Origin of the sequence: Paenibacillus sp. SSG-1, assembly GCF_002224835.1 — a bacterium.
GTDB lineage: Bacteria > Bacillota > Bacilli > Paenibacillales > Paenibacillaceae > Paenibacillus_AQ > Paenibacillus_AQ favisporus.
Genome location: NZ_MBRK01000001.1, coordinates 2,979,617 through 3,003,343 on the forward strand (window position 1 = coordinate 2,979,617; position 23,727 = coordinate 3,003,343).

A 23,727-nucleotide genomic window follows, 5' to 3' on the forward strand; every position below is an offset into this window, starting at 1 on the left:
CTTTCAAAACAAAGTATCCGAAGCCATTGTTCAACAAATCCGCGAAAGTGAACATAGACAAAACATAAAATGATAGGCAATTCTTGAAAAAACCGTGATCTTGTCTGTCCTCTGCGTTATTGCGCCGCCTTTTGGAATGCTCCGGGAGTCATGCCTTCAAACTTTTTAAAGGTTCGTACAAACGTGCTGACATCCGCATAACCGACACGGCCAGCGACTTCATTGACGGTCAGCTTGTTATGCTTCAGGAGGTTTTTGGCTTCGGCCAGACGCGAACGGTTAATCGTGTCCAGCAGCGCTTCTCCCGTATGATCTTTATAAAGACGCGAGATATAGGACGGGGTCATCCGGAATACATCTCCGATCATGGAAATATTCAAATTCGGATCGTGCAGATGGTTCTCTATGTAGCGCTGTACATCTTCAATTAAATAGCGGTGGTGATCCCGCTTCTCGGCTTGAATCCAGCTGCAGACCTGACTCAGCTTGACCTTCAATTGTTCCTTCATTTGCGGGACATGCTCACATGAAAGGAGCGGTTCTACATCCAAGAGATGCGCCTCCAGCGATCGTTTGCCGGTAATGCTGACTTCATCAACCGTATTAAGCATCGTGCTGGCCATGTTATACATTAAGCATTTGGCAAGTGGAACGGATACCGGGTGTCCCGTGAAGTTTTTCTGGAAAATATCTTCGATCAGCGCCTCAGCCTTCGCGTAATTTCCGCTCTTCACTACATAGATGAGCTGCTGTTCGACGCTGAGTGGGAAATAATAATGATGCGGCGGCGCCTGATTCAATTGCGTATCCCGATACCGGATGAACTGTCCGCTTCCAAGTACAATCCGATACTCCAGGGCATCCAGTGCCTCATGATAGGACTGCGCGATTTCATAGATGTCTGAATAAACCTCTCCAACCGCGATCGTCAGCTCAACCTGCATCTGTTCCTGCATAAATTCACGAACCTGAGCGGATATGCGATGCAGAGTAAGCCGCTCCCGCTCTTCAGAATCGCTTTTATGAAAATTCACAATACATGCAAGAACATCATTCATTTCCGTCGTGTATATAGCGGCATCATCCGCTGCTGCATCCACCAGGACGTTTGTCAGAATAAAATGCAGCATCTGCTCCTTTTGATCCGACTGGCCGTTCTGGCCGTACTGTTCGAATTTCCCGAAACCGTCCACGGACATGAGAATGACCACAAAGCGGTCGGATGAGAACTCAATATGATGGGCAGCAAGGGATTCGTGTAGAAGAGCCTCCTTTTCTATGGATCCCTTAAGAAGCCTGCGGATGAGATGGGCCCGAATCGTGTTACGGTGCTGGTCTAAACGCGCACGCATATCTTCCTTCTCCGTAAAATAATGCTGAATGGCCCCTTGTAGGAAGGAATATTCACTTGAACCTCCGTCAAAACGCAATCCGAATTTATGCGAAAGACTTTGGAGCATCACTTGGATCGGCATATAATTTTTCCGCAGAAAAAGGACGCAAATTACGCCTCCAACCAGGAAGCACATTCCGATACTGATCCATATGAGCTTGCGCATATACTGCATTTTCTCGTTAAAGAGGGATGCCGGTAATACGGAAACGTATTTCCAGCCCGTTATCCTTGAAGTGATATAGGAAACGGCTGCTTGCTGCTCCTGCACATCTTTATACACGATGCCCTGCTGATCCCGGAGCTCCCCGTAGGTGAGATGCTGCGGCAGGAGGCCTGGATCTGTCCGAGCGGCGATATACCGGCTCTCCGTATCCAGAATGAACATCCTTGCATCCGGATGCCGCGGGGCGCTTTCGATTAATTTCGAATCCTTCATGACAAACAGTACGATTGCCGGCGGCTGCCCCGGTGTGTTAAAAACAAGGGATCTTGCAAACACAACAACCGGGATTGAAGTCCCTCCATCCCAAAACGTCATCGGCGTATAGCCGTTTACATATTTTCGCTCAAATAAGCTATTCCATTGTTCAAAAGAGGTATCGTCCTGCTGGCGCAGCTTTTGAAACAAACCCTGGCGGTTCATATGATCGTAGGTGGAGATCACCGTATCACTGTTTGTATACATGACATAAATTTGCTCAATGTAATCATTCGCATTTTTATACGTGCGCAGGCTTTCGGAAATTTGGAACAAATCATAATAATGAGCATCGCTGAGCGGGGGATCGACACTCGAAAAGCTGGAGATATTCCGGTTTAAAGCAATCTCCAGGCTCAGCTGCTCCAGCCCTTTCAGCTTGCTGTCAATCGACATCTCCATCTGTTCCAATAACAACGCATTCGAACGGTTTGTTTCCGTCTTGACCTGTTGATAGGTAATGAAATACAGAACAATACTGATGAGAATGGGCACCATTAACACGGTAATATAGGAAATGAGCCAAGTCACTATCACGCTTCGGTTGTACTTGCGCAGCTGCTTAAACATGATCATTCATGCCTCCCTGGGCTTATTTCGGGAATCCATACAATCGCCATGGCTTCCTGCTTCCAAAAAAGTGCTGCATGCCCGGCTCAGCCGGCACAGGTGCAATTACCCGTGGCTCCTCACCGTCTGAAATATACAGCACGGCCTCATCGCCAGATTTCAGCACAATTTCGATCGATCTATCCTCATGTAATATAAATTGGGCCCTCTTACCTTGAACTTCGATCACAAACCCTTGTTCCGAATATGCAAGATCTGTTAGCAATCTGCATGGCTCCCCGGCAAGACTCTGAATGCGGATAAAAGTCGTTTGTGCCGCCTTCGAGGCAGCGCTTACAAGGAATCCTCCTTCAGCACGCAAATTGTGAAAAACAGCCTCCTGCCACGTCTCCGGAACCGCAGGAAATACCCGAATGATGTTCCCCCAACTTTGCAGCAGCATGTCATGAATCGCTTCCGCCCCGGCTAAAGGCGTCTCGATGACCGGACCCGCCTCTTTATACATCGTATTTGGTTTAATCAAATGCATTAAGCTTCGCAAATAGGCTAGTGCTTCATCGCCCAGACCCATGGCTGCTGCAATAGAAGCGGCTCCGGTGAAGCTGAACCCGCGCAGATCACCTTCCTTGGCTATCCAATGTCTGAGGGAACGAATGGCGAGCTGCCGTTCCTCTTCAGAATTTCCGGTAATATGCAGCGGGAATACAGCCAGCAAATGACTGAAATGACGATGGCCGAATTCCAGGCTGAGATCCCTTCCGATTTTGTATCCTGTTTGGTCTACCGGCAGCGGCGTAAGCCTGGCAAGAATATCGGCCCAGCGCGCCTGCAGCGGATCTTCGATCCCCATCCTTTTGGCAGCATACAGCAGTGTTTCGCAGCCCCAGCGCAGCAGGGAGAGGTCGTAATGAGCATCGGGGGTCTTGAGTTGTTTAAACGAGCCGTATTCAGGCGATACCGTAGGTGGCAGATGGAGTCTGCCGTCCGGACCTTCCTCCAGAAGATGCATATAGAGGCAGATGCTTCGCCGCAACAGCGGATAAACAAAATCACGGAGCAGCGTCTCGTCCATCGAATAGCGGTACTGCCTCCAGCAATTATGCATGATCCACGTTAAATTTCCGACCTCATCTTCAACCGGGCTGTTCAGATCATAGCTGCTGCTTCGCCCCAGGCCAGCCGAATCGCTGCGGAAAGATTCATCAACGTTACGAATTAATTGCTCCTGATGCTGCTGCAGCGAAGAAATGAGGGATTGTCCGAGCTCAAGACGGTTCGCGGTATATACCGGTGAATAGCTCATCTGAACGTTCATATTAAACCATAATCCCGGCCATGGCGTTGAGGTCATCCACGGGCCCTGGTTATCTATTGGAAGGAGATCTTTTCTTGTTGCAGAGGCCAGTTTGTACATTTGGATCCAATAAAAGCTCTCGAGCTGCGTGTCCGGAATCGAGATAAAGCTTGCCGGATAATAGTCATGCCACCAACGGCGATGTTCGGCTATCCACGAAGTCAAATCTTCCTGGGGCACATTCTCAAGTTCATGGCGTGCAATTTCCCTGTCTTCATTTGATATTCCGTTGACCACCGTCAACAGGCATAAACGGTGATACCTCACATCATTTTCGCATTCTCCGCTACCTTCCTTCACTCTTCCGTAATTGTGCACCTTCCAAGCCGTTGTGCAGCCTTCGCCCTTTCCATAGGATTGAACACCGATGCCAGTCCCTTCCTCTTCCGTCCGTTCGACAGTGATCTCCGGTATGTATTGGTTCAGGTTGATTCCATCGGCATTCTTCAGAATGGGATCGACCTCAGGATAGGAATACCATCTCATTTCCGCCCTCTGCTCACCTTCATCGCTATCAAGTTCAATGGCCAGAACCGGATATAGGGCATGGATCAATGCCCTTAATCTGACTTCTCCCTTCGTCGTAGGGATCACCGCGCGCATTTCAGCATTCCAAAGATCAAGCCGAATCTCACAAGGCTGATAGATCCAACCCTCCATTTCCAACGCGATCTCACCAATAGGGACCCGTACAGGAAACGCCTTAGCCCCTCCTTCACGCGAAGCCGTCACGTCGGTCCGTCCCAGCACGAACCTCAGCACATGTCGTTGATCCCGATGCTCCTCGCTATATATCATGGCTCCAAGAAGACCGTTGCCTATAAAAACTCCTTCATCCCAGCTTATAGGTTTGGTTTGCCATAACATATCGTGACGGGACAAGAATGCGGGCCAATCGATGTGGGTTTGAATGCACATGCTCATTTGCTTTTCCTCCTCTATTTTCGGGTAGTTGTAATAACCTTTAAGACCTGCCTTACAATATGTATCCGCTTACATATTCAGTCAACCCAAAAGACTCGACCTTCATCCAAGTTGGTTTTACTTATCCAATACATTATACATCTTCTGGTTTACTGGCAGTTTTGGTTTTTGTATCAGGATCCTAAAAGTCTCTTACGTGCAGGAACGGGTACACATGGTGACACGTACTGTGAAGAAGATGGCGTCGCTTACGCTCTGGCCCAACTCGGAATATGCCGCATGGATCCTATCATCTAAACACGTTAAAACCCTCACCTACCATAACCTGATAAGTGAGGGTTTTATCTTGCCAGACCTTGATACTTCTGTTAATGACTAAACACCAAATTGATTTAAGTGATGGTCCAGGTGCTTGTATAATCCTTTTCCCCATTGCTCAGGAGTCAGTTTTCCAAAAAAGGGATGTGGGTGAGACGTACATTTTTCCGGGCCATTGCTTTGGAATGTTACAATTTTTTGTTTTAATTTTACTTTTTCTGTTTCAAATTCTTTTTCTTCTACAATCATAATTGCAGGAATCGTGGACATGTTACGGGCTGGTGGCTTGTCATTATAAAACATTGGTTTCACGAACGTTCCAATGAATATGCCTAACCAACCTCTTGGGGGAAAGGTATTGCCCATTGCAATGTCATGGAACGATGAGCAATGAGCTAGCATTTGGGCAACATCCATCTTACCCCATTGAGCGCGTGAATTTGGACTCAATTTGTCTATTCGGCTCAAGATCTCCATAGTGTCCGTTTGATTAAAGATGTTTTTCATCACAGACTCCTTCAATTTATTGACTGACAAATGAATAGCTGGACAGTTACAAAGCTTATTATACCTTTATTCGCATACTCGATTTCTTCGGGATTGCTATTCCATTGCAGCAACCTTTGCCTGCAAACGTCTACTGCCTGATAACGTAACGAGGGCAGCCGATGATTTTGGCCGGCTGCCGTCGTGTCATGAATGAGCTATTGTTCACCGACCTTCATATACCCTTGGTACTTCCCCTTATCGATGGTCATGCTCTTCGTCTGTTTTATTTACTGCGGCTATCATATGCCGTCTGGTAAATTTCGAGATACCGCTTCAGATTCATAGCATCTAGTTGGCTGACATAGCTATCCCAGTCCTGATCCAAACTTGCATCGCCAATCACGAAGCGGGCGATCATTTCGTCGACATAATCGTTGATCGTCTTGGCCAAATCTGCAGCCTCGGTTGCCTGCTCATTGGTCAAGAAGAGCGGAGGAAGTGTACTCACATCCGTCGGCTTATAGGGTTCATATTTATTTTTCGTTTCCTGATATAAAATAACCTCCAGATCGTCGTCCCCTTTTGCAACCGCAGACAATCGGAAGTCATTGGTACGGAGCGCCGGGCCCGTCTGTGCCCAGTTCACATTTTGCACGGTGCCGAACGATTTAAGCTCAGACCATACCGCCGGCTTGCCGTTAATGCCAATCTCTCCTTTCTCCGCATCACGCCACTCCTGCCCAGGACGGCCGTAAACGCTGCGTAGTGTCTGCTCTTTTTCGTATAGCCCATCCGCCCAGCGCATCGCCAACTCGGGATTCTTTGCTTTTTTCGTAATCACAAACGCGCCTGGAGTCAATGCCGTAGTATCCACGGCTGCAAACCGTTTGCCTTCCGGCCCTTTTAATGGAGGGACTGCTTTATATTCAAGCCATCGGCCGCTGTCGCCAAGCAGTTGGGTAAACACCCCTTGGTGTCCGCCCGTGGATGCTCCCATGATGACGGCATCCTGATTTTCGCCCAGCTGAATCAGCTGGTTTTCGTCCTGGGTAAAAGATTCTTGAGCAATCAGCCCCTCTTGGTACAGCTTTTGAATATACCGAAGGCCTTCACGCCACTCCGGCTTGTTATAGCCGACGTCGACCTTGCCCTCCTTGACGAACATATGCTTATAGCCTGATCCATAGATCGGGTTATAGATAAACGAGTTCATGAGGAAAGCGTCGATCGAGGATCTCCACGACTTTTGTGTGATAGCCAGCGGAATTTCATCTTTTTTGCCGTTCCCGTTCGGATCCTGTTCTTTGAACGCCTTCAGTACCTGGTACAGGTCCTCCGTCGTTTCAGGCATCTTCAGATTCAATTTTTTGAGCCAAGGCTCGTAGATCCACATCTTTTGGCTCATGGAACAATGATAGCAGTCATTGACTTCCGGCAGTGCATAAATGTTTCCGTCTATAGCTGTGATCATGGATTTAATTTCCGGATTATCTTGAAACATTTTTTTCGTTTGCAGCCCCTGCTTCTCAATCAGATCATTCAAAGGAAGAAAAGCGCCCTGCGAGCCATAAATCATTTGCTGTGACGGAGAAATGTTCAGGCCCATAATCACGTCGGGATAATCTTCACTCGCCAGTACAAGGTTCAGTTTTTCCTGCATGCTTTGCTCCGGGACGACTTCCCATTCTATATGCACATTCGTTTTTTCCTCATACCATTTCGTGAATTCGTTCGTTTCGAAATTTTCGACCAGCGGGTTGCCGCGCACCATGACCTTAAGTGTTGTCTTCTCTTGGACCAGCGGGTAGGTGCCTGGCGATGTCAGTTGAATGTCCGTTCCGGATGCATTGCGATCCGGTTCAGCTGGCTTGGAACCTGATTCCGTAGAGCATCCTGCCAGCAGCAAGCTCAGAACTGCAGCCAAACCAATCGTTTTTTTCACGAAGTTCCTCATAACAGCCCTCCATCATATTGGGGATTTAGCCTTTCAACGATCCGATCATGACCCCTTTGACAAAAAATTTCTGGACAAACGGGTATACGACAAGCAGCGGAAAGGATGTGACCACAATGAGCGAATATTTTAGCAGCTCCCGCAATCCCTGCCGTGCAGCAGCGGTTTTGGCATCTCCGAGCATGTCAATATTGACCTCGTTTTGAACCAGGATGTCGCGGAGAACCAATTGAAGCGGATACAATTCCGCCCGTTTCAAATAAATCATCGCGTTAAAATATTGATTCCAGTGGCCTACTGCATAAAACAAGGCAATAACCGCTAGTATGGGTCCGGACAAAGGGAGAACGATGCGGAGCAGGAATCGTAAATCGCTGCACCCGTCCAGTTGAGATGCTTCGAGGAGTTCATCCGGAATCGTCGTCTGAAAGTAAGTCCGCATAATGATCACATTCCAAACGGAAAGAGCAGCTGGAAGCAGCATCGCCCATACGGTGTCGATCATGCCTAGATCTTTGACAAGCAAATACGAAGGAATGAGTCCCCCGCTAAACATCATCGTGAATACGAAGAGCAGCATAAAACCATTTCTTCCTCGAAAATCCTTGCGGGACAGCGGATAGGCTGCCATCACACTGAATACCAAATTGATCCCGGTCCCGGCAACGGTATAAAACATCGTGTTCAAAAAGCCTTTAACGACCATGGCATTTTTGAAGACAGCCCGATAGCCTTCTAGAGTAGGCTCAACCGGCCATAGCCACACCCTGCCGGATAAAACAGCCGTGCTGGAACTAAATGACGCACTGACGACAAATATAAGCGGGTACAGGACAACGATCAAAATAATGGACAACACGGCATAATTCAGTAGGGTGAACCATCGGTCGGCCCTGGCTTCCTTCATTATGGATGGTTTCATAACTTGCATCCCCTTCTACCATAAGCTTTCTTGCTTCAGTTTCTTCGCGGTCTGATTCACGACTAGCAGCAGAATAAAGCCGATGACAGACTTGAAAAGTCCGATCGCCGTTGCATAGGAGAAGTTCATGGCCTGCGAGACCAGGCCGACTTTATACACATAAGTGTCAATGACTTCCGAGGAACGGAGGTTCAGTGAATTTTGCATAAGCAAAATTTTCTCAAAGCCTGTCTCCATCATCTGACCTGTATTCAGAATCAACAGGATGACCGCAATGGGCATAATCCCCGGGAGATCGATATGCCGCATGCGCTGAACCTTGGTAGCCCCGTCCATCACGGCTGCTTCATGCAGCGCGGGATCAATCCCTGAAAGCGCAGCCAAGTAAATAATGCAGGAAAAACCCGTATTTTGCCATACGTTAGACCATACGTAGATCGATTGAAACCAGGAAGCCTTGGCCATAAAATGGTAGGGCCCAAGCCCTGCCCATCCAAGCACCGTGTTAATCATTCCTGTCCGCGGATCGAGGAACTGCAGCAGCAGTCCTACCAGTACAACCAGTGAAATGAAATAAGGAGCATAGGTCACCATTTGAACCGTATTTTTGAAACGGCGGTTCCTGACGTAATTCAGACCGAGTGCAAGAGCAATCGGAAACGGGAAGCTCGCCAGTAATGTGTAGAAACTGATGGAAAGCGTATTTTTCAGCAGCCTCCAGAACTCATGGGACCGGAAGAATCGTTCAAACTGCCCAAACCCGACCCAAGGGCTCCCCGTAATCCCTTTGGTCACATTAAATTCCTTGAATGCGATTTGGGCACCATACATCGGCACGTATTTAAAAATGATGATATACAGCAGCGGCAGCAAAAAAAGTGCGTACAACTGCCAGCCTTTCCTCAACTCCTTCAACGTCTTCAGCTTCATCCCCCCCTTACTTTGCCATGTGGTACCGGCCGGTGATCGAAGTATAGAACGGGGAGGAATTCCGGGTAAATCTGCACGTTTCTTTCACTATGCGAAATTTTAGAAAAGGCATTATTCCCGATTTATGGACTATACAAATCTCAAGTGATGAAAGGATTAGGCTTGATTTAAACGCCTGTATTCGGTCGCGCTTACTCCGTTGGCCCGTTTAAACGCACGGCTAAAAGAATTAAGGGAAAGGTAGCCGACGGAGAGGGCGATTTCACTAATAGGCCTGTTTTCTCCGGCGAGTAAGGCTTTGGCCCTGTTCATACGGATATCTTCCAAGTAGTCGGAAAAGTTAAGCCCTATGTGCTCTTTAAAAAAATAGGATACGTACGCCTCGGAAGTACGTGCCTCCCTCGCCAGCATAGCCAGACTGAGGTCCGGATCATGAAAATGTTCGTGGATAAAGGAGGCGAGTTGTACGGCGAGCTTATCGTTATGGCTTTTTTTACGCTGCTCGTTCTGTCTGCACAGCTCAAGCAGTGCCCGTTGAACCATTTCTATCAAAGAAGCCGGATCCATGCGGGGGTCGGACGCCTTCAGAATGGTATCTATCTCCGGCATCATACCGTCCGGTCCCTGCTGCCCCCGTTCGCGGCATTTCAAAAGGGTTCCACAGAGCTCCTGTGACAGGATGCGTTCTACAGCAAGGGATGGCTGCAACTCTACATTGTTTTTATCCCGAATCATCTGGATCAGCTGTTGAGTTTCCTGGTAATTCCCGGATTTCACCATTTGAATCAGCCTCTGCTCTACGTCGGAAGGGAAGTAGTATGCAGGAACCGTCAACTTCATGTCATCATGAAATATAATCTGTTCTCTTCCGCCCCAATAGGCATGATTCTGGACGAATATGGCCTCCCCAAAAGAACGGTAAATTTCCGTCAACCGGCTCTGCTGTCCGCCGACCGCAATGGTGATTCCGGCTTGGTGCAGACTAAGGATTTGATCAAAAATACGGGTCAACCGGCGTTTGACTTCTTCGCGGCACTGCTCTTCCGTGTCTGCATGGCTGCTTAGCAATAAGGCAAGCTGGTTTTCTCCAAGATCATGAATTTTTAACGAGTCGGGTTCCATCCCTGAAATCCGGTCGGAGACCGCCAGCTTTACAATATCGAGCTCCGTGAGCATCCCCTCATTATAAGGTGCCTGATATCCCCCCAGCCGGATGACCGCCAGCGTATGGCAGCTGCCGCATATGGAAATCTTGGCATGATCCATAGCGTTCTCAACGTCTTCCATAGAGGTAAAGCCGCCCTTAAGAAGCCTGTCAAAAAACACGTTTTGCATGAGCGGGAGCTGCTCATCCAGCCTGCGTCTTAACTCTTCACGGCTGTCAATCAGCTCCGATACCGAATGGTGGATATCCTCCATCGCGTTTAGCCGAAGCAAGCGATTCCGATTAGCCCCCCTTCTGTCGACCGAAGGAAGCATTCGCTGGAGCTTGATGACAGGAGTGCTGCTGCGGTAAGCCAGAACAAAGGCCGCGGCAAGCCCCAAAGCCAGCGACGCTGTGAACACACTTAGCGTCAGCTCTTTGATGTAATGTGCCTTTCTGAGTACGACTGCCTCGGGCTGTGCCGCCACATAGGTCCATCCATTGTATCCGGAGGTTGTTTGAGTGATCAGCATATCTTCGCCCTTCCACTGGCCTCTGGAAAACCCTTCTCTGACTGCAAGCGCTTTCAAATTTGAATCCGGAATTACATCTCCAATTTGGCTGATCACCCTCCCGTTCTGATCCGCAATGTAAGCAAAGCCCCCTTGCTCTATATCGATGTGGCCCAGCATCTCCTGAATCTGCTTATTATCGATTAACACCGTAATCATTCCCTGGCTGTCCCTGCTCCCGAAAGACTGCATGTAACTCACTACTGAATAGGCTTTGCCTTCATACTTTACCTCAGTTCCAGGCATGTAGGTCTTATAATGAAATTCATTGAACAATTGCTTATACCAATCCTCATAAGATAACCCTTCATAATGAAGCTGCAGATCATAAAGCTGCCTGCTTGTGTATACCTTTCCCGGCGAAACGACCATACCGCTGTTTTTGTAAGCGATATAATAGTCAACGATAAAATGATTGAAGACCTGATAATCGAACAGGCTTTTTTCGAGTTCCCAGAGCCTGTAGGGATGCGTATCGGAAAAAGGTGATTTGACAAACTGAAACGAGAGCACTTTGGACTCGCTGGACATTTGCCGAGCGATCGTCTCGATTTCGGCAAACCGTCGATCAAGCGATTCCCTGACTTGGCCCAGTACTGCTGAATTCCTTTCCCGCGATTCACTCTCAACCAGCTCCGATGTTTTGTGATAAGCAAACCAACCAACCAGTAGCGAGGCCAATAAAATGACGGCGTACGGCACAAATAAGCGGAATAACAGCACTGCATGGCTACCTGATGCTTCTTTCAAATGGGTTCCATCCTTTCTAGAGTTATCGGTAACTCCAATATAGCAAGAACCTCGTAACCCGTCATTACTAATGAAGATTATGCACCGAAAAGGCATGGAGAAACAGGACAACCTGGCTGTGCTCGGACCGGAAGACCTCTCCTGCGAGGATATGGCAAAGCTTCTGACCGAGGCGCTCGGAACGCCGATTCGCTTTGAGCAAATGTACTCGACAGCTACAAGCAATTATTTCTTGGCATGGGCTATACGGAGGCCATGTCCGAGAGGATGATGGACATGGACATAGCCGGAGCGGACGGGATCTTCAACGCGCTTCACCGTACGCCTGAAAACACCTCACCCACCAGCTTCTGCCATTGGGCCGAAACGGTTCTAAAGCCGGCTTTCGACGCTATTTGAAAGGAACTTGAGAACCCCAATTCGTAACAGCTGCGGACGATATTATCTGCCCGCGGCTTCTGCTGGTTCTTCCAGTTCCCTTAAGAATGAAAATTTCGGAAATATGTACTTCATGTTAAACTTAGATTCTATAATCAAAAGAACCACCCGCAGCTGGAATGGTACCAGTACATACCCATTTCATTGCCTGCAATACCAAAGGCGATGAATTGTTACCATTGACTTCATCAAAGTCCAGCCAAATAGCCCCTTCTGAATCTTGTCCTTCAAACGATTCAATGGCATTAGCGATCTCTTCTGAATCAACATCAACTTCATATAGAATGGCAATATGATGTAAATGTTCTATTGTATGATCTTGTAAGGTCCACATCACAGAAAAATCACAAACCCCAATATTTTTAAGCTTTCGAACTGTGTATCCCGTTTCTTCCCGGAATTCTCTTATGATCCCTTGCTCTAAAGTCTCCATTTTCTCTAATCGGCCACCAGGCAAATCATATTTCCCAGTGTAGGGACCTAATACCTTTCGAATAACTAAGATACAGTGATCAGCTGTACAAATTCCATAAACCCCCATATGCCGATGAAAATTGTCATTGATATCAGCCACCTTGCCATTCCCCCAAGCTATCTGTAATTATGCCTATCATTTTATTTTCGGCCTAACATGGTTCAATGTCGAGGATGAATGTTTACTCGTTCAATCAAAAAGAAGAGCGCGGTCCATAACAATGGGACTGCGCTCTCGTTGATATGAGCCCGCTGAGGATGTCCTCAGCGGGTACTTGCATTAGGTCACTTAAAGGTTACTCAGCAATTTCTTGCCTGCCGCAATGGTATTTGCTGTATTCGCCACACGTTTTCCAAGGGCTTCTCCCAGTCCGAGACCCTTCGTAAATAGCGATTGGATCAGGTCATCGCGGGTATCTTCAACAGGGGATGTCACTCCGACCCCATAATAACTGCCGTACAGTGCATTCTCCGGAATATTAGCCGGCAAGCCGACAACCATCATGCCTTGATGCAGCATCGGTGTAACCAGGTTTAGCAAGGTCGCCTCGATCCCGCCATGAATGGTTGCCGTCGTACAAAATACTGCGCCGATTTTATCAACCAACGTCCCGTTTGCCCACAAATATCCGAGCTTATCGATCCACTCCTTTAAGCCGGAGCTAATCGTGCCGAAGTGTCCGGGGCATCCCCAAATAATCGCATCCATATCGGCAAGATCTTTGACGTTTGCCTTACTTACGTGATTGATGAACACCTCCGTGCCTTCCACGCTTTGGGCGCCTTTGGCAATGGAACGGGCCAGCTGTTCTGTATGCCCGGCTTCACTATCATACACAATATAGATTTTCATCGATTGATCTCCTCTCTTGATCGCTGTTCAAACGCGCTTCTTTATTTGTTTTCCTTTAAGAGCCCGTTCAATTTCTTGAGCGTTTCCCGGTAAGCTTGGTCGGGGGACATTTCTTCATCCGGTTCCGCTACCTCCTGGTTAGTGGCATCCTTCAGTTTCAGCAGCGCCTTCCGGTACTCTTTATCGGTGAATTGCCCTTCGTCTTTCTCAGGCTGAGACGGGGTTAAAAACCCTCGAATGGCATTTCGGAATTCGCTATCCTTGTTTTGCATGTCCGCGTGAGCCGCTACCTCCGCGAGTGCCGGTTGTTCTACCGGTTGGGCTACAGCTGCAGCTGGCTCCGGTTGGGCCGCCGGCTCACTCGCCTCGGGCGCTTTAACCGGTGCCTGCAACGTATCCTCTTGCGGCTTCACCTTGCGGATGAAGAACGCCAGGACAAGCGCAGCGACAGTCAGCCAGGTGGCCACGACGAAGGACTGGTTGATGCCGTAAATGGTCGCCTGCTGCGTGACCTCGGCCATCTTGACCGCGTCTTTCGGGTTGATATGGCCTGCGATGACGAGCTCTTTCCCATGCGAGGCTGCTCTGTTCGTCATGACCGTGACGAGCAAGGCGGTTCCGAGCGCGCCTGATACGTTCCGGAGCGTCTGGGACATCGCCGAGCCGTGCGCGTTCAGGCGGCGCGGCAGCTGGTTGAGGCCTGCTGTCTGGATCGGCATCATCAGCATGGACATCCCGAACATCCGCGCCGTATAAATGAGCATCATATGGTTGTATGATGAATCGGCTTCCAGATGGCTGAACTCGTACGTCGTGATCGTTGTGATGATAAGACCGGCGACGGCCAGCCAGCGCGCGCCGATTTTGTCGAACACCATGCCCGTGATCGGGGACATGATACCCATCAGAATAGCCCCCGGCAGCAGCAGGAGACCGGAATCAAGCGGCGAAAAGTGGCGGATGTTCTGTAAGAAGATTGGCAGCAGGATCATGCCGGAAAACATCGCCATGGTGATGATGGCGTTAATCAGGGACGTGAGCGAGAACATGGAATATTTGAACACGCGCATTTCGAGCAGCGGATTCTTCACCATGATCGAGCGCACAATGAACAGGATGAGCGCGACCGCGCCGACGGCCAGGCAGATGATGACTTCCTCCGAGTCCCAGCCTTTCGTACCGGCTTCACTGAAGCCGTACAGCAGTCCGCCGAACCCGAGTGTCGACAGGATCACGCTCAGGACGTCGAGCTTCGGACGGGACGTCTTGATGACGTCCTTCATCGAGAAGGCGCCGAAAATCACGGCGATGATCGCAAGCGGCAGCACGATGTAGAACAGCACGTGCCAGTCATAATTCTCGACGATCCAGCCGGAGAGCGTTGGTCCGATGGCCGGCGCGAAAATCATTGCGACCCCCATCAGGCCCATTGCTTTACCACGTTCCTCGACCGGGAAGATGGTCAGCGTGACGACCGTCATAAGCGGCATCAGGATGCCGGCACCGCAAGCCTGCACGAGACGGCCGGCCAGCAGCCAGCTGAAATCGCCGGATAACGCACAGATGACCGTGCCCAGTGCAAACATGGATGAGGCCACCAGAAACAATTTCCGGGTTGTAAACCGGTTAATCAGGAAGGCACTGACGGGCACGAGTACGCCGTTCACCAGCATATAACCGTTAGACAGCCACTGGATCGTGCTTTCCGTTACATTGAGATCCGCCATCATTTTCGGTAGCGCGACGTTAAGCACCGTTTGGCTTAACAGCGCCACAAACGCGGCGATGAGCAAGGAGGCCATGATCGGCCCCTTGCGCAAGTGATTGGATACCATAGTGGTCATGGCTTAAGCTTCTTCCTCTCTATAATTTCTTAAAAGTTGCAGTACTTTTTGCTGGATGCGGTCCAGCTCCCGCTGGTCTTCCTCAGGCAGCTCAAGCAGGGACCGCATCATGTGCAAGCGGGTGGCTTCCGTCTCGCGCCAGAGCGCCATCCCTTTCTCGGAAAGGGTCAGCGTCATCGCTCGCCTGTCGGTTTCAGTCCTCTCCCGGTCCACGAGACCGGCCTTGACCATCCGATCGACGATGCCGCTGGTCGTGCTGTTGCCGAGCTTCACCTTTTCGGCAAGGTCCGAAAGGCGGATCTCAGGGTGCTCCCGCAGCACCCTCAACACGATCAGCTGCAGCGCAGTGAGTTTATGCTTACTCGCCGCTTTGGTCATCAGCTGGAAGAACGCCTGATGGACCTCACGGTAGCTTTGGAATATTTCCAGGATCCGTTGTTCTTGCAACGTTAAGCTCCCTTCGCAAATATTTCGCATGCGAACTATTATCTAACCATTTAATCGATATGTCAATAAGTTCATAGTAGTAAATGTAGTCACGAACGATCTGTTCAACCATGACTGTCATTGTACAGGTTACACCTTCTGGATAGGACAAATCTGACTTTAATGTGGTATCAATCGATAGGATAAGGGCTTAATCAACGGGAGCAATGAACCCTTAGGATGACACGTTCAAGTAAGGCTCTAAATGGTTTTATGGTTATAAAAAAAACCGCAGCTACGCGGCTACCCAGCGTGTATGTTCTTGTCGTCTAACATTATTATACAGGCACTTCCACCTCTCCATTCATCCTAATATTTCCCTTAACGGAATTAATATCTCTAATCTACCAAAAAATAAAACACCAATGATCATTATAATGTGAGCATTTTCAGCAGGAAAATCCATGTAAAAAAGGTTACTGCAGACTCTTGAGAAATTTCAAAATGATCCCATGTAACCTGACACTGTCATGTGTCTGGGTATCGCTCCATCACCATGGATAAAAGGGACTACATCTTTTCGTGCCCGCAGTATTCTTGGGCAGCACCAAAGCACCCGTTAGTTTGACTGCTGTTCAATCAGCATGTCAAGTCATCATACAGTTACCCCATTCATCAGCAATCAGAACCATACTGCCCTTTTATACCAACAAAAAAAGCAGCCTAAGATTTGCCGGCTGCTGTTGTGCTGTATGGTCTATTGTCCCCCGTTAGCTTAAAGCTTATTTATTAATTTCTGAATGGCCAAGTGCTGCGTTAATTAAAGAAGTATCAAAATAATAAGGAAATGCTTCTACGACTAAATCGTCCTTAATTTTTAAGATTTGAGCGAAAGGTAATTGAACTTCTTTCTCAGATTGTCTAGCCTTTGCCACTAAAGTCCCCCCCATAAAAAGGGTGTCACCATCTAATGTGGCAACGATGTTCTCAACATTCATGGAACTCCAAGTATTATGCATCGTATTAAAGAGTTTTCCAAGATCTTTATAACCACACCAATCGCCCGGATAAGGCAGGGATGCAGGCTCATGAACAACGATATCGGGGTAAAAAACAGATGTTATACCGCTAAAGTCATTTCCATCCGAACGCATAAATTCCATTTCGGCTGAAAACATTCGATCCAATATTTCCATTGCCTTATTGCTGTTATCACTCCAAGTATTATCCATTCATATTATCCTCCGTTCATATTAACCTCCGCTTCATCTGTGATTATAGAACAAAGGATCTTTCGATTTGTTGCTGTGATATCCCCGCCTCCAAACACATTCATTCGAACCTTACGCCGGTTGCGCTGAACCGCCGCTGTCCCCTTTATGTATCATATAGACGGTCATTTTCCCGCTTTGTTGCGAAACTATTGTTCATTTTTGATCTCAAAGATTTTTTGCAGGGTACGAATGTGCAGCGTTTTTTCATGATCCGTTTCCTGGAGTTGGTCTCCCGATCCTGCATCCATATAACCTTCTACCAGCCTATAACCAAACAAAAGGAGAATCATCTCATAAACGCAGTTATCCGTTATGTGCGAAATATCCGCTTGTTCCGAAAAGCCCTTGTAATACGCCGGGATACATCTATGGTAGTATTCAACCATGTGTTCAATATCGGCTTCGTCCGCGATAAGGCTTGCCAAATCTTCACCTAAATAGCCCCACCCCGTGGTATCCCAGTCGATGAGTATAATGTTACCGTCTGAATAAATGATGTTTGTCACCCAAAAATCCCTATGGCAAAGCACGATGGGCAGCTTTTCAATACGGTTGAATATTTCGTCTGCGCTTTCATCTATGTCGATGAGCATTTTACATAGATGCTTCGGGATACCGCAATCGTCGGAACGGATATAATCATACACTCGATTCCATGACCGGTAATGAAGATAGATATCCTTCATATACTCCGCTCTGCTCAGATTGGACATATTTTGTAAAAAAGCTGGCTGTTCGGCAAATAACTTGCCCTGGAACCGTCCTAATTCCTCGGCTGCGCGTTCATGCATATTGCCGGTGAGGTCCAAGCCCGATATGCCGTCGGTATATTCCATCCATATCTGTGTTTCGTTCTCTTCTTCGTTCATTTCCACGTGATAACATTCGGGCCAACGGAATGATTCAGAAAACAAGGCGCCAAAATTGGACTTATAAAAATCATATTCTCTGCGCCATGAATCGGGATCCCTGTAACGTTCCCATTTCCTCTGCGTTTTTACAACGATGTTGTAGGTGATTTCTCTGCCATCTGTGGTTTTGGCAATGCCCGTTACTAGCTGTACATTACCTACTGTACCGCCATGTAATGGTCTGGTCTGGATATCGGCACAGATGATTTCAGTACCGAGCATTTGGCTTAGAACTTTTGTCAGCGTTTCGGCTTTGATTTCGCTCATCATGAAGTCCTCCAATCGTTTGAACAAGGTAACCCTTTGTCGTACTTCAAGTTTAGGCTGCCATCCTGTACAAATGAAGGGAAAAAGTAATTTTAAAAAAACTTCCCCTGAATGGGGATTTTTGATCCGATGTACTTGACTATGACGTAAGGTCATAGTGCATAATTCTCACTATAAATTAATTGGGGTGAGAGAAATGAATATAAGAACACTGCGCTCAGATCGTATTTATCAAAAAGTTGCCCAAGCATTGCCCGAGGACAAACTCGAATTATTCAGAAACGAAATGATGGCTCCCTTTATGAAACAATGGCAAATTCAACAGATCCCTTTTAGAGCTGAAGAGGCGAATGGGTTTGACGTTATTGCGTTTAACAGCATGATGCATCGATCCCCGGATCAGATTACCCCTCAGATAACGGCAGAGATCGAGCAGATTTCGTCCGAATCTTTTTGGTTAGAATGTGAGCATGCTGTGAAGAAAAGCCTGGATTTATTTGCAGAGCATGGAATTGACCTCCCCGTATCCGAATATTTGTTTACCGTGCAGCTAGGGAATCCGGAAAGCCGTGCTCTAACCATTAACGAAGGATATAGCGGCTTTGGGGGCATTCCCGGGTTTATCTGGGGCACGCTCTTGCCGAATGAATACACCATCCCTCGCATGAAGGTTGCGCTGGCGCACGAATGCAACCATAATGTGAGATATCAATTTATTCAGTGGGATCACACCGTTCATTTAGGCGAGCTCATTGTCAGTGAAGGATTAGCTGAAAACTATGCTGCGTTCATGTTTGGCGAAGAATGGCTCGGCCCTTGGGTAACGAAAACAAACGCAGACACCCTTAACAGGCACATTAAGCCTGTGATTAGAGAGAAATGGCAAGTAACAGGATTTGATCAAATCGCTCCGTATCTTTACGGCGACGAGATCGCAAAACTTCAAAACTTTAAACCGGTCAATATGCCTTATAGCGCTGGTTACGCTTGCGGATATTATTTAATCCAATATTATTTAAGGAAAACAGGAAAAACAATCTTTGAGGCAACCATAACGCCCGCTGCTCAAATACTAGATGAAGTCGAAGGATTTTGGGATGAAGAAACCATTATTAACGGTTAATGATATTGTTCAGATTACAGGCATTACAGCACGGACCCTGCATTATTACGATAGAATTCATGTATTTAAACCGACACATCTTACGGAAAAAGGGTACCGACTATACGACCGAAGCAGTTTGGAAAAACTACAAACGATTTTGTTCTTAAAGGAATTGGATTTTTCCTTAAAAGAAATTGCCGACATTTTAAAGTTGACTAAGCAAGAACAGAAACAAATACTAAAGAAGCAAGGACAAAGCTTATTATCGAAAAAGCAAAGACTGGAAAACATCATGGCGGCTCTCGAAGAATATGTGTCGGGGAATGATATTAGTCATTTGCAAATCTTCAACAGTACTTCCGCTCTGCCATTGAGAGAACAATATGCAAATGAGGCAAGATTCATTTACGGTGAGACAGAGGCGTATCAAGTGTACAATGAAACGTTGGAAGCATGCTCACCCGAAGAAAAAGAGGAACGTTTTTCAGCCATGGAGGAAATATTCAAACAAATGGCGGCTTGTATCCATCAGGATCCTTCCTCCGAAGAAGTGCAGCGATTCATCGAAGAGTGGAAAAAAATTTTACTGCAATTCATGCCTTGTGATGCGGAGTTACTGGCTTGCATTGCCAATACTTATAAATTCGATACACGATTCGCAAGCTACTTTAATCAATATAGTACTGAGGATTTAGCAGATTTTCTTTACCGTGCAATCATGTACCATGTCAATCGGTTGAGCGATGCTGAAACAGACAAGTAATAAGTCCACTACGGAAACCGCAGGATGCATGACATCAATGTCATATCTTGCGGTTTCATTTATATTCGCCTCTGCTGCTGAGTAAGCCATCAGAGCTCTGGAGCGGATTTTTTTTACTTATAATAAAGCAAGCGGGTAGCGTAAGCATTGCGGTATTCCGATGGGGTCAGACCTGTTTTTTTCTTGAATGCTTTCATGAACGAATGGCTGTTTGAAAATCCCAATTGGTTGGCGATTTCGGTAATCTTCCGATTCGTATCCGTTAGCAGAAACTTGGCCGCCTCCATCTTTTCCTGCATGATGTACTGCTTCAAGGAAATGCCCGCTATGGAAGAAAACAAGCCCGTCAAGTATTTGGCGTTATACCCGAAATGCTTGGCCAAATGTTCAACCTTCAAATTTTCTTCCTTATACCACTTGATGTAATCCACAATGTCATTGTACAGCTGCTGCTTCTCCGGTTTGGCGGGTTGATTCTGAACGAAAAACATCTGATTGTAAATCTCACACAAGACACCTGTTGTCAAATAATTGTTCAAGTTTGGTTCTCGGTAGCTCCTGACGGAATCCTGCAATTGCTTGAGCATAACGGTCAGTTTGTTGGGGCTGCGCAGGGTGCCGTACTCTGGAATCGCGATGACCTCAGGATCACAGGCTTGCTCAAGTTCATCGGCAGTGATGCTTTCCGTTTCCCCGCGCGCCGAGAAATGCAGCCAGTAAAAACTGCAGTCCGACGCCTGATAGCCGTATTGATGCGATCGAGGCGGCATCAGCAGGAATTCCCCTTCTCTCAAGGCAAATTTCTTCGCATTGCATGAAATGTACAACGTTCCGCGAGTCTGGATAAACAACTCATACTCCATTAAGATCCGGTTCATATGCTGCCACTCCGGAGACGGAGACATAAATTTCCCGGTCATCACCATTTTCACCGGGCCATCCACCCGGAAGCGAAAACAATTCATCGTCGGTCTCTCCCTTGCGATCAAACCTTTATACACTAAGCGTATGAATAAGATACCAAACTTGGATAGGTTTATCCATGATATTTTCAAGTAAATTTAAAAATCATGCTGAAGCAGATGCATGCTTAAACTGCTGACATTTTGACACAAAAACCGACCTTCTATTATTTAACGGAAAGTGAGGAAAAGGTACACTTGATGTACTCTCCACTGAAGGAGAAACTTGGTACAGAAAGGACCGATCGGGGAAATGAGATTACACGATTTTGGTTTGAATCAGGTCGTGCTGACTGGAGATTATCTTGTGAATGCCTTTACAAAAGAGGTCGCTTATTTATTAAGCTACGATCCAAATCGCCTGCTGGCCGGATTCCGGGAAGTTGCGGGACTGCCGTCCACAGCCGAGACTTACCCTGGCTGGGAAAAAACAGAGATTCGCGGCCATACCATGGGCCACTATCTGTCAGCATGCGCGCAGGCCTATGCCAAGAGCCGGAACGACAAGATCCTCGCTAATTTAGAGTATCTTGTATCCGAATTGGCCGGTTGCCAGTTGCATAACGGGTATTTGTCAGCATTTCCCGAAACGCTGTTCGATAACGTGGAAAATCGGATTCCGGCTTGGGTGCCATGGTATACCATGCACAAGATCATCGCCGGACTCATCGACGTTTATCAATCGACCCAAATACAAGCCGCTTATGACCTCGTCAATAAACTGGGCGATTGGGCAGCGGATCGGACTTCCCGTTGGTCCAAAGAATTGCAAAAAACCGTGCTGGCTGTGGAATACGGCGGGATGAACGATTGTCTCTACAACTTGTATCAATTGACCGGAAATCCCCGCCATGCGGAAGCCGCCCATCAATTTGACGAAATCAGCCTGTTTCAGGCCATTTGGGAAGGCAAAGATATATTGAAGGGCAAGCACGCCAATACAATGATCCCCAAATTTGTAGGAGCCCTGAACCGATATTTAACATTGGGAGAAAGCGAAGTTTTTTATCGGGAAGCTGCAGAAAGATTCTGGGACATGGTCGTATACCACCACAGCTACATAACAGGAGGCAACAGCGAATCCGAGCATTTCGGAGAGCCTGATCTGCTCGACGCCAGACGGTCCGATATCACATGCGAAACCTGCAATAGCTACAATATGTTGAAGCTGACGCGGGAGCTATTCAAGCTTACCCAGGATGTGAAATACGCTGATTTTTACGAGACAACATATATCAACGCTATCCTTTCCTCCCAAAACCCGGACACAGGAATGACGATGTATTTTCAGCCGATGGCGACTGGTTATTTCAAGGTGTACAGCTCTCCGTTTGAGCACTTCTGGTGCTGCACCGGGACCGGCATGGAGAGCTTCACCAAATTGAACGACAGCCTTTATTTTCACTCGGGTGACCGGTTGTATGTCAATCAATTTATAAGCAGTACACTGGCTTGGGCGGAGCAGCAGGTGAAGATCACGCAAAACTCTGACGTTCCATTTAGCGATACGGTTCAACTGACTTTTGAGCTGACCGATACCTGCAAGAAGGAACGACACTTGTCCGTTCGTATTCGCATCCCTTATTGGACCGCAGGCGAACCAACCATATCCCTGAACGGAGCGAACATTCAACCGGAAGTCAGGGATGGTTATGCAATCATTGACCGGTTATGGAAAGATGGCGACTCGTTACATATGCGCATCCTGATGAAAGCCGATTACTCCAGTTTGCCTGATGCACCAAATGTGGTGGGATTTCGTTACGGTCCGGTCGTTCTAAGTGCCGGATTGGGCCAAGATGATTGGGTTGAATCGAAAACAGGGGTTAACGTCAGTATCCCTACCCGGCGAATGCTCGTGAAAGATTTCGTCATCCCGCAAGGCATGAGCGTTCAGGAATGGTTTGCAGGCTTCGACCGGCATTTCATCCAAAAAGACGGCGAGCTTTCCTTTGTGCTCCGAAATACGGATGAAGACAATCGATTAATCTTTACCCCACACTTCAAGCAGCATCGCGAGAGATACGGCATCTATTGGAGGTTCGTTGAAGCCGATTCGAACAGCCTGCACGAACATTTGGAGAAATCTCAGCAAGAGCAGCTGATCAGGGAAGCCACGATCGACGGTATCCAAATCGGAAACGACCAATATGAGCTGCAGCATCAAGTTAAAGGTGAACGGACCCATGCCGGAACTTGGGAAGGCCTGAATGGGAGAAGAGCGGAACCGGGCGGTTGGTTCAGCTATGAATTAAAGGTAGACCCGGAAGTAAAAACCGGTCTCTCTGTTACTTTCAGCCACGGGTCCAGAGCCGGGGGCGTCGAGATTTGGGTGGACGGAAAACAGCTTGCTACAGAATCGGTTCCGTTGGAAAGAAAACGGGCTTTTTATGACAAAATGTTTGAAATCCCTGCTGAAATGACCGCAGGCAAAGCAGCGGTTGAAGTAAAGTTCTCCCCGATCCAGAATTTAAACGGCATCTATGGCATGTTACGGTCTGTGAAGCTGTGATAAGCTAATTATACATGCTAATGCTTAACATCGATTGACCCAAAAAGCCTTCCTGTCGGGAGGCTTTTTATACATATCCGTAACATATGAAGAAGAT

19 protein-coding genes are annotated in these 23,727 nt (G+C 47.6%); 5 read left to right on the plus strand and 14 right to left on the minus strand.

Annotation, left to right across the window (positions count from 1 at the left end):
• Positions 1–116: 116 nt before the first annotated feature.
• From BCV73_RS13755 to BCV73_RS13785, 7 genes are all read right to left on the minus strand, one after another.
• On the minus strand, positions 117–2,444 hold the full coding sequence (locus BCV73_RS13755; protein WP_179231996.1) for a helix-turn-helix domain-containing protein: 2,328 nt from the start codon (positions 2,442–2,444) through the stop codon (positions 117–119).
• A 22-nt stretch (positions 2,445–2,466) separates the two neighbouring features.
• Entirely contained in the window at positions 2,467–4,722 is a 2,256-nt protein-coding gene (locus BCV73_RS13760) for a glycosyl hydrolase family 95 catalytic domain-containing protein (RefSeq protein WP_089547545.1), read from the minus strand.
• Between the two features lie 375 nt (positions 4,723–5,097).
• The gene (locus BCV73_RS13765; protein ID WP_089547546.1) at positions 5,098–5,547 is read right to left on the minus strand and encodes a DUF1569 domain-containing protein; all 450 of its coding nucleotides are present in this window, start codon (positions 5,545–5,547) and stop codon (positions 5,098–5,100) included.
• Between the two features lie 265 nt (positions 5,548–5,812).
• Positions 5,813–7,483 carry an ABC transporter substrate-binding protein gene (locus BCV73_RS13770; RefSeq protein WP_089547547.1) on the minus strand — a complete coding sequence of 557 codons (1,671 nt, stop codon included), beginning with the start codon at positions 7,481–7,483 and terminating at the stop codon, positions 5,813–5,815.
• Between the two features lie 25 nt (positions 7,484–7,508).
• Positions 7,509–8,405, minus strand: a complete 897-nt coding sequence (locus BCV73_RS13775; RefSeq protein ID WP_089547548.1) for a carbohydrate ABC transporter permease — start codon at positions 8,403–8,405, stop codon at positions 7,509–7,511.
• A 15-nt stretch (positions 8,406–8,420) separates the two neighbouring features.
• Positions 8,421–9,335 carry an ABC transporter permease gene (locus BCV73_RS13780; protein WP_163875335.1) on the minus strand — a complete coding sequence of 305 codons (915 nt, stop codon included), beginning with the start codon at positions 9,333–9,335 and terminating at the stop codon, positions 8,421–8,423.
• A 156-nt stretch (positions 9,336–9,491) separates the two neighbouring features.
• Complete coding sequence (locus tag BCV73_RS13785) at positions 9,492–11,801, minus strand: helix-turn-helix domain-containing protein (RefSeq protein WP_089547549.1); 2,310 nt, start codon at positions 11,799–11,801, stop codon at positions 9,492–9,494.
• 94 nt (positions 11,802–11,895) lie between these two features.
• Here BCV73_RS13785 and BCV73_RS35430 point away from each other — a divergent pair, with 94 nt between their 5' ends.
• Positions 11,896–12,072, plus strand: coding sequence for a hypothetical protein (locus tag BCV73_RS35430; protein ID WP_218828140.1), 177 nt, complete (start codon positions 11,896–11,898; stop codon positions 12,070–12,072).
• Positions 12,073–12,077: 5 nt separating this feature from the next.
• Positions 12,078–12,200 carry a hypothetical protein gene (locus BCV73_RS35800; protein WP_256992851.1) on the plus strand — a complete coding sequence of 41 codons (123 nt, stop codon included), beginning with the start codon at positions 12,078–12,080 and terminating at the stop codon, positions 12,198–12,200.
• Positions 12,201–12,321: 121 nt separating this feature from the next.
• Here the strand turns inward: BCV73_RS35800 and BCV73_RS13790 are convergent, their stop codons facing one another.
• From BCV73_RS13790 to BCV73_RS13815, 6 genes are all read right to left on the minus strand, one after another.
• Positions 12,322–12,813: an NUDIX hydrolase gene (locus BCV73_RS13790; protein ID WP_256992852.1), complete on the minus strand. Its 492-nt coding sequence runs from the start codon at positions 12,811–12,813 to the stop codon at positions 12,322–12,324.
• 189 nt (positions 12,814–13,002) lie between these two features.
• Positions 13,003–13,566 (minus strand): NAD(P)H-dependent oxidoreductase, encoded by a 564-nt coding sequence (locus BCV73_RS13795; protein WP_076164879.1) that lies wholly within the window; start codon positions 13,564–13,566, stop codon positions 13,003–13,005.
• A 41-nt stretch (positions 13,567–13,607) separates the two neighbouring features.
• The gene (locus BCV73_RS13800; RefSeq protein ID WP_089547550.1) at positions 13,608–15,410 is read right to left on the minus strand and encodes a DHA2 family efflux MFS transporter permease subunit; all 1,803 of its coding nucleotides are present in this window, start codon (positions 15,408–15,410) and stop codon (positions 13,608–13,610) included.
• A gap of 3 nt (positions 15,411–15,413) precedes the next feature.
• Positions 15,414–15,857, minus strand: coding sequence for a MarR family winged helix-turn-helix transcriptional regulator (locus BCV73_RS13805; RefSeq protein WP_076164873.1), 444 nt, complete (start codon positions 15,855–15,857; stop codon positions 15,414–15,416).
• Between the two features lie 761 nt (positions 15,858–16,618).
• Entirely contained in the window at positions 16,619–17,068 is a 450-nt protein-coding gene (locus BCV73_RS13810) for a nuclear transport factor 2 family protein (protein ID WP_089547551.1), read from the minus strand.
• 188 nt (positions 17,069–17,256) lie between these two features.
• On the minus strand, positions 17,257–18,288 hold the full coding sequence (locus BCV73_RS13815; protein ID WP_089547552.1) for an aminoglycoside phosphotransferase family protein: 1,032 nt from the start codon (positions 18,286–18,288) through the stop codon (positions 17,257–17,259).
• 196 nt (positions 18,289–18,484) lie between these two features.
• Between BCV73_RS13815 and BCV73_RS13820 the strand changes: the two genes are divergently transcribed.
• A complete protein-coding gene (locus BCV73_RS13820) occupies positions 18,485–19,411 on the plus strand; it encodes a DUF2268 domain-containing putative Zn-dependent protease (protein ID WP_089547553.1) in 927 nt (308 codons plus the stop codon).
• Positions 19,386–20,156, plus strand: coding sequence for a MerR family transcriptional regulator (locus tag BCV73_RS13825; RefSeq protein WP_089547554.1), 771 nt, complete (start codon positions 19,386–19,388; stop codon positions 20,154–20,156). Before BCV73_RS13820 ends, BCV73_RS13825 begins: the two co-directional genes overlap by 26 nt.
• A 113-nt stretch (positions 20,157–20,269) precedes the next feature.
• Here the strand turns inward: BCV73_RS13825 and BCV73_RS13830 are convergent, their stop codons facing one another.
• Positions 20,270–21,121: an AraC family transcriptional regulator gene (locus BCV73_RS13830; protein WP_089547555.1), complete on the minus strand. Its 852-nt coding sequence runs from the start codon at positions 21,119–21,121 to the stop codon at positions 20,270–20,272.
• Between the two features lie 250 nt (positions 21,122–21,371).
• Between BCV73_RS13830 and BCV73_RS13835 the strand changes: the two genes are divergently transcribed.
• Positions 21,372–23,630 (plus strand): beta-L-arabinofuranosidase domain-containing protein, encoded by a 2,259-nt coding sequence (locus BCV73_RS13835; protein ID WP_089550245.1) that lies wholly within the window; start codon positions 21,372–21,374, stop codon positions 23,628–23,630.
• The last annotated feature ends 97 nt before the right edge of the window (positions 23,631–23,727 follow it).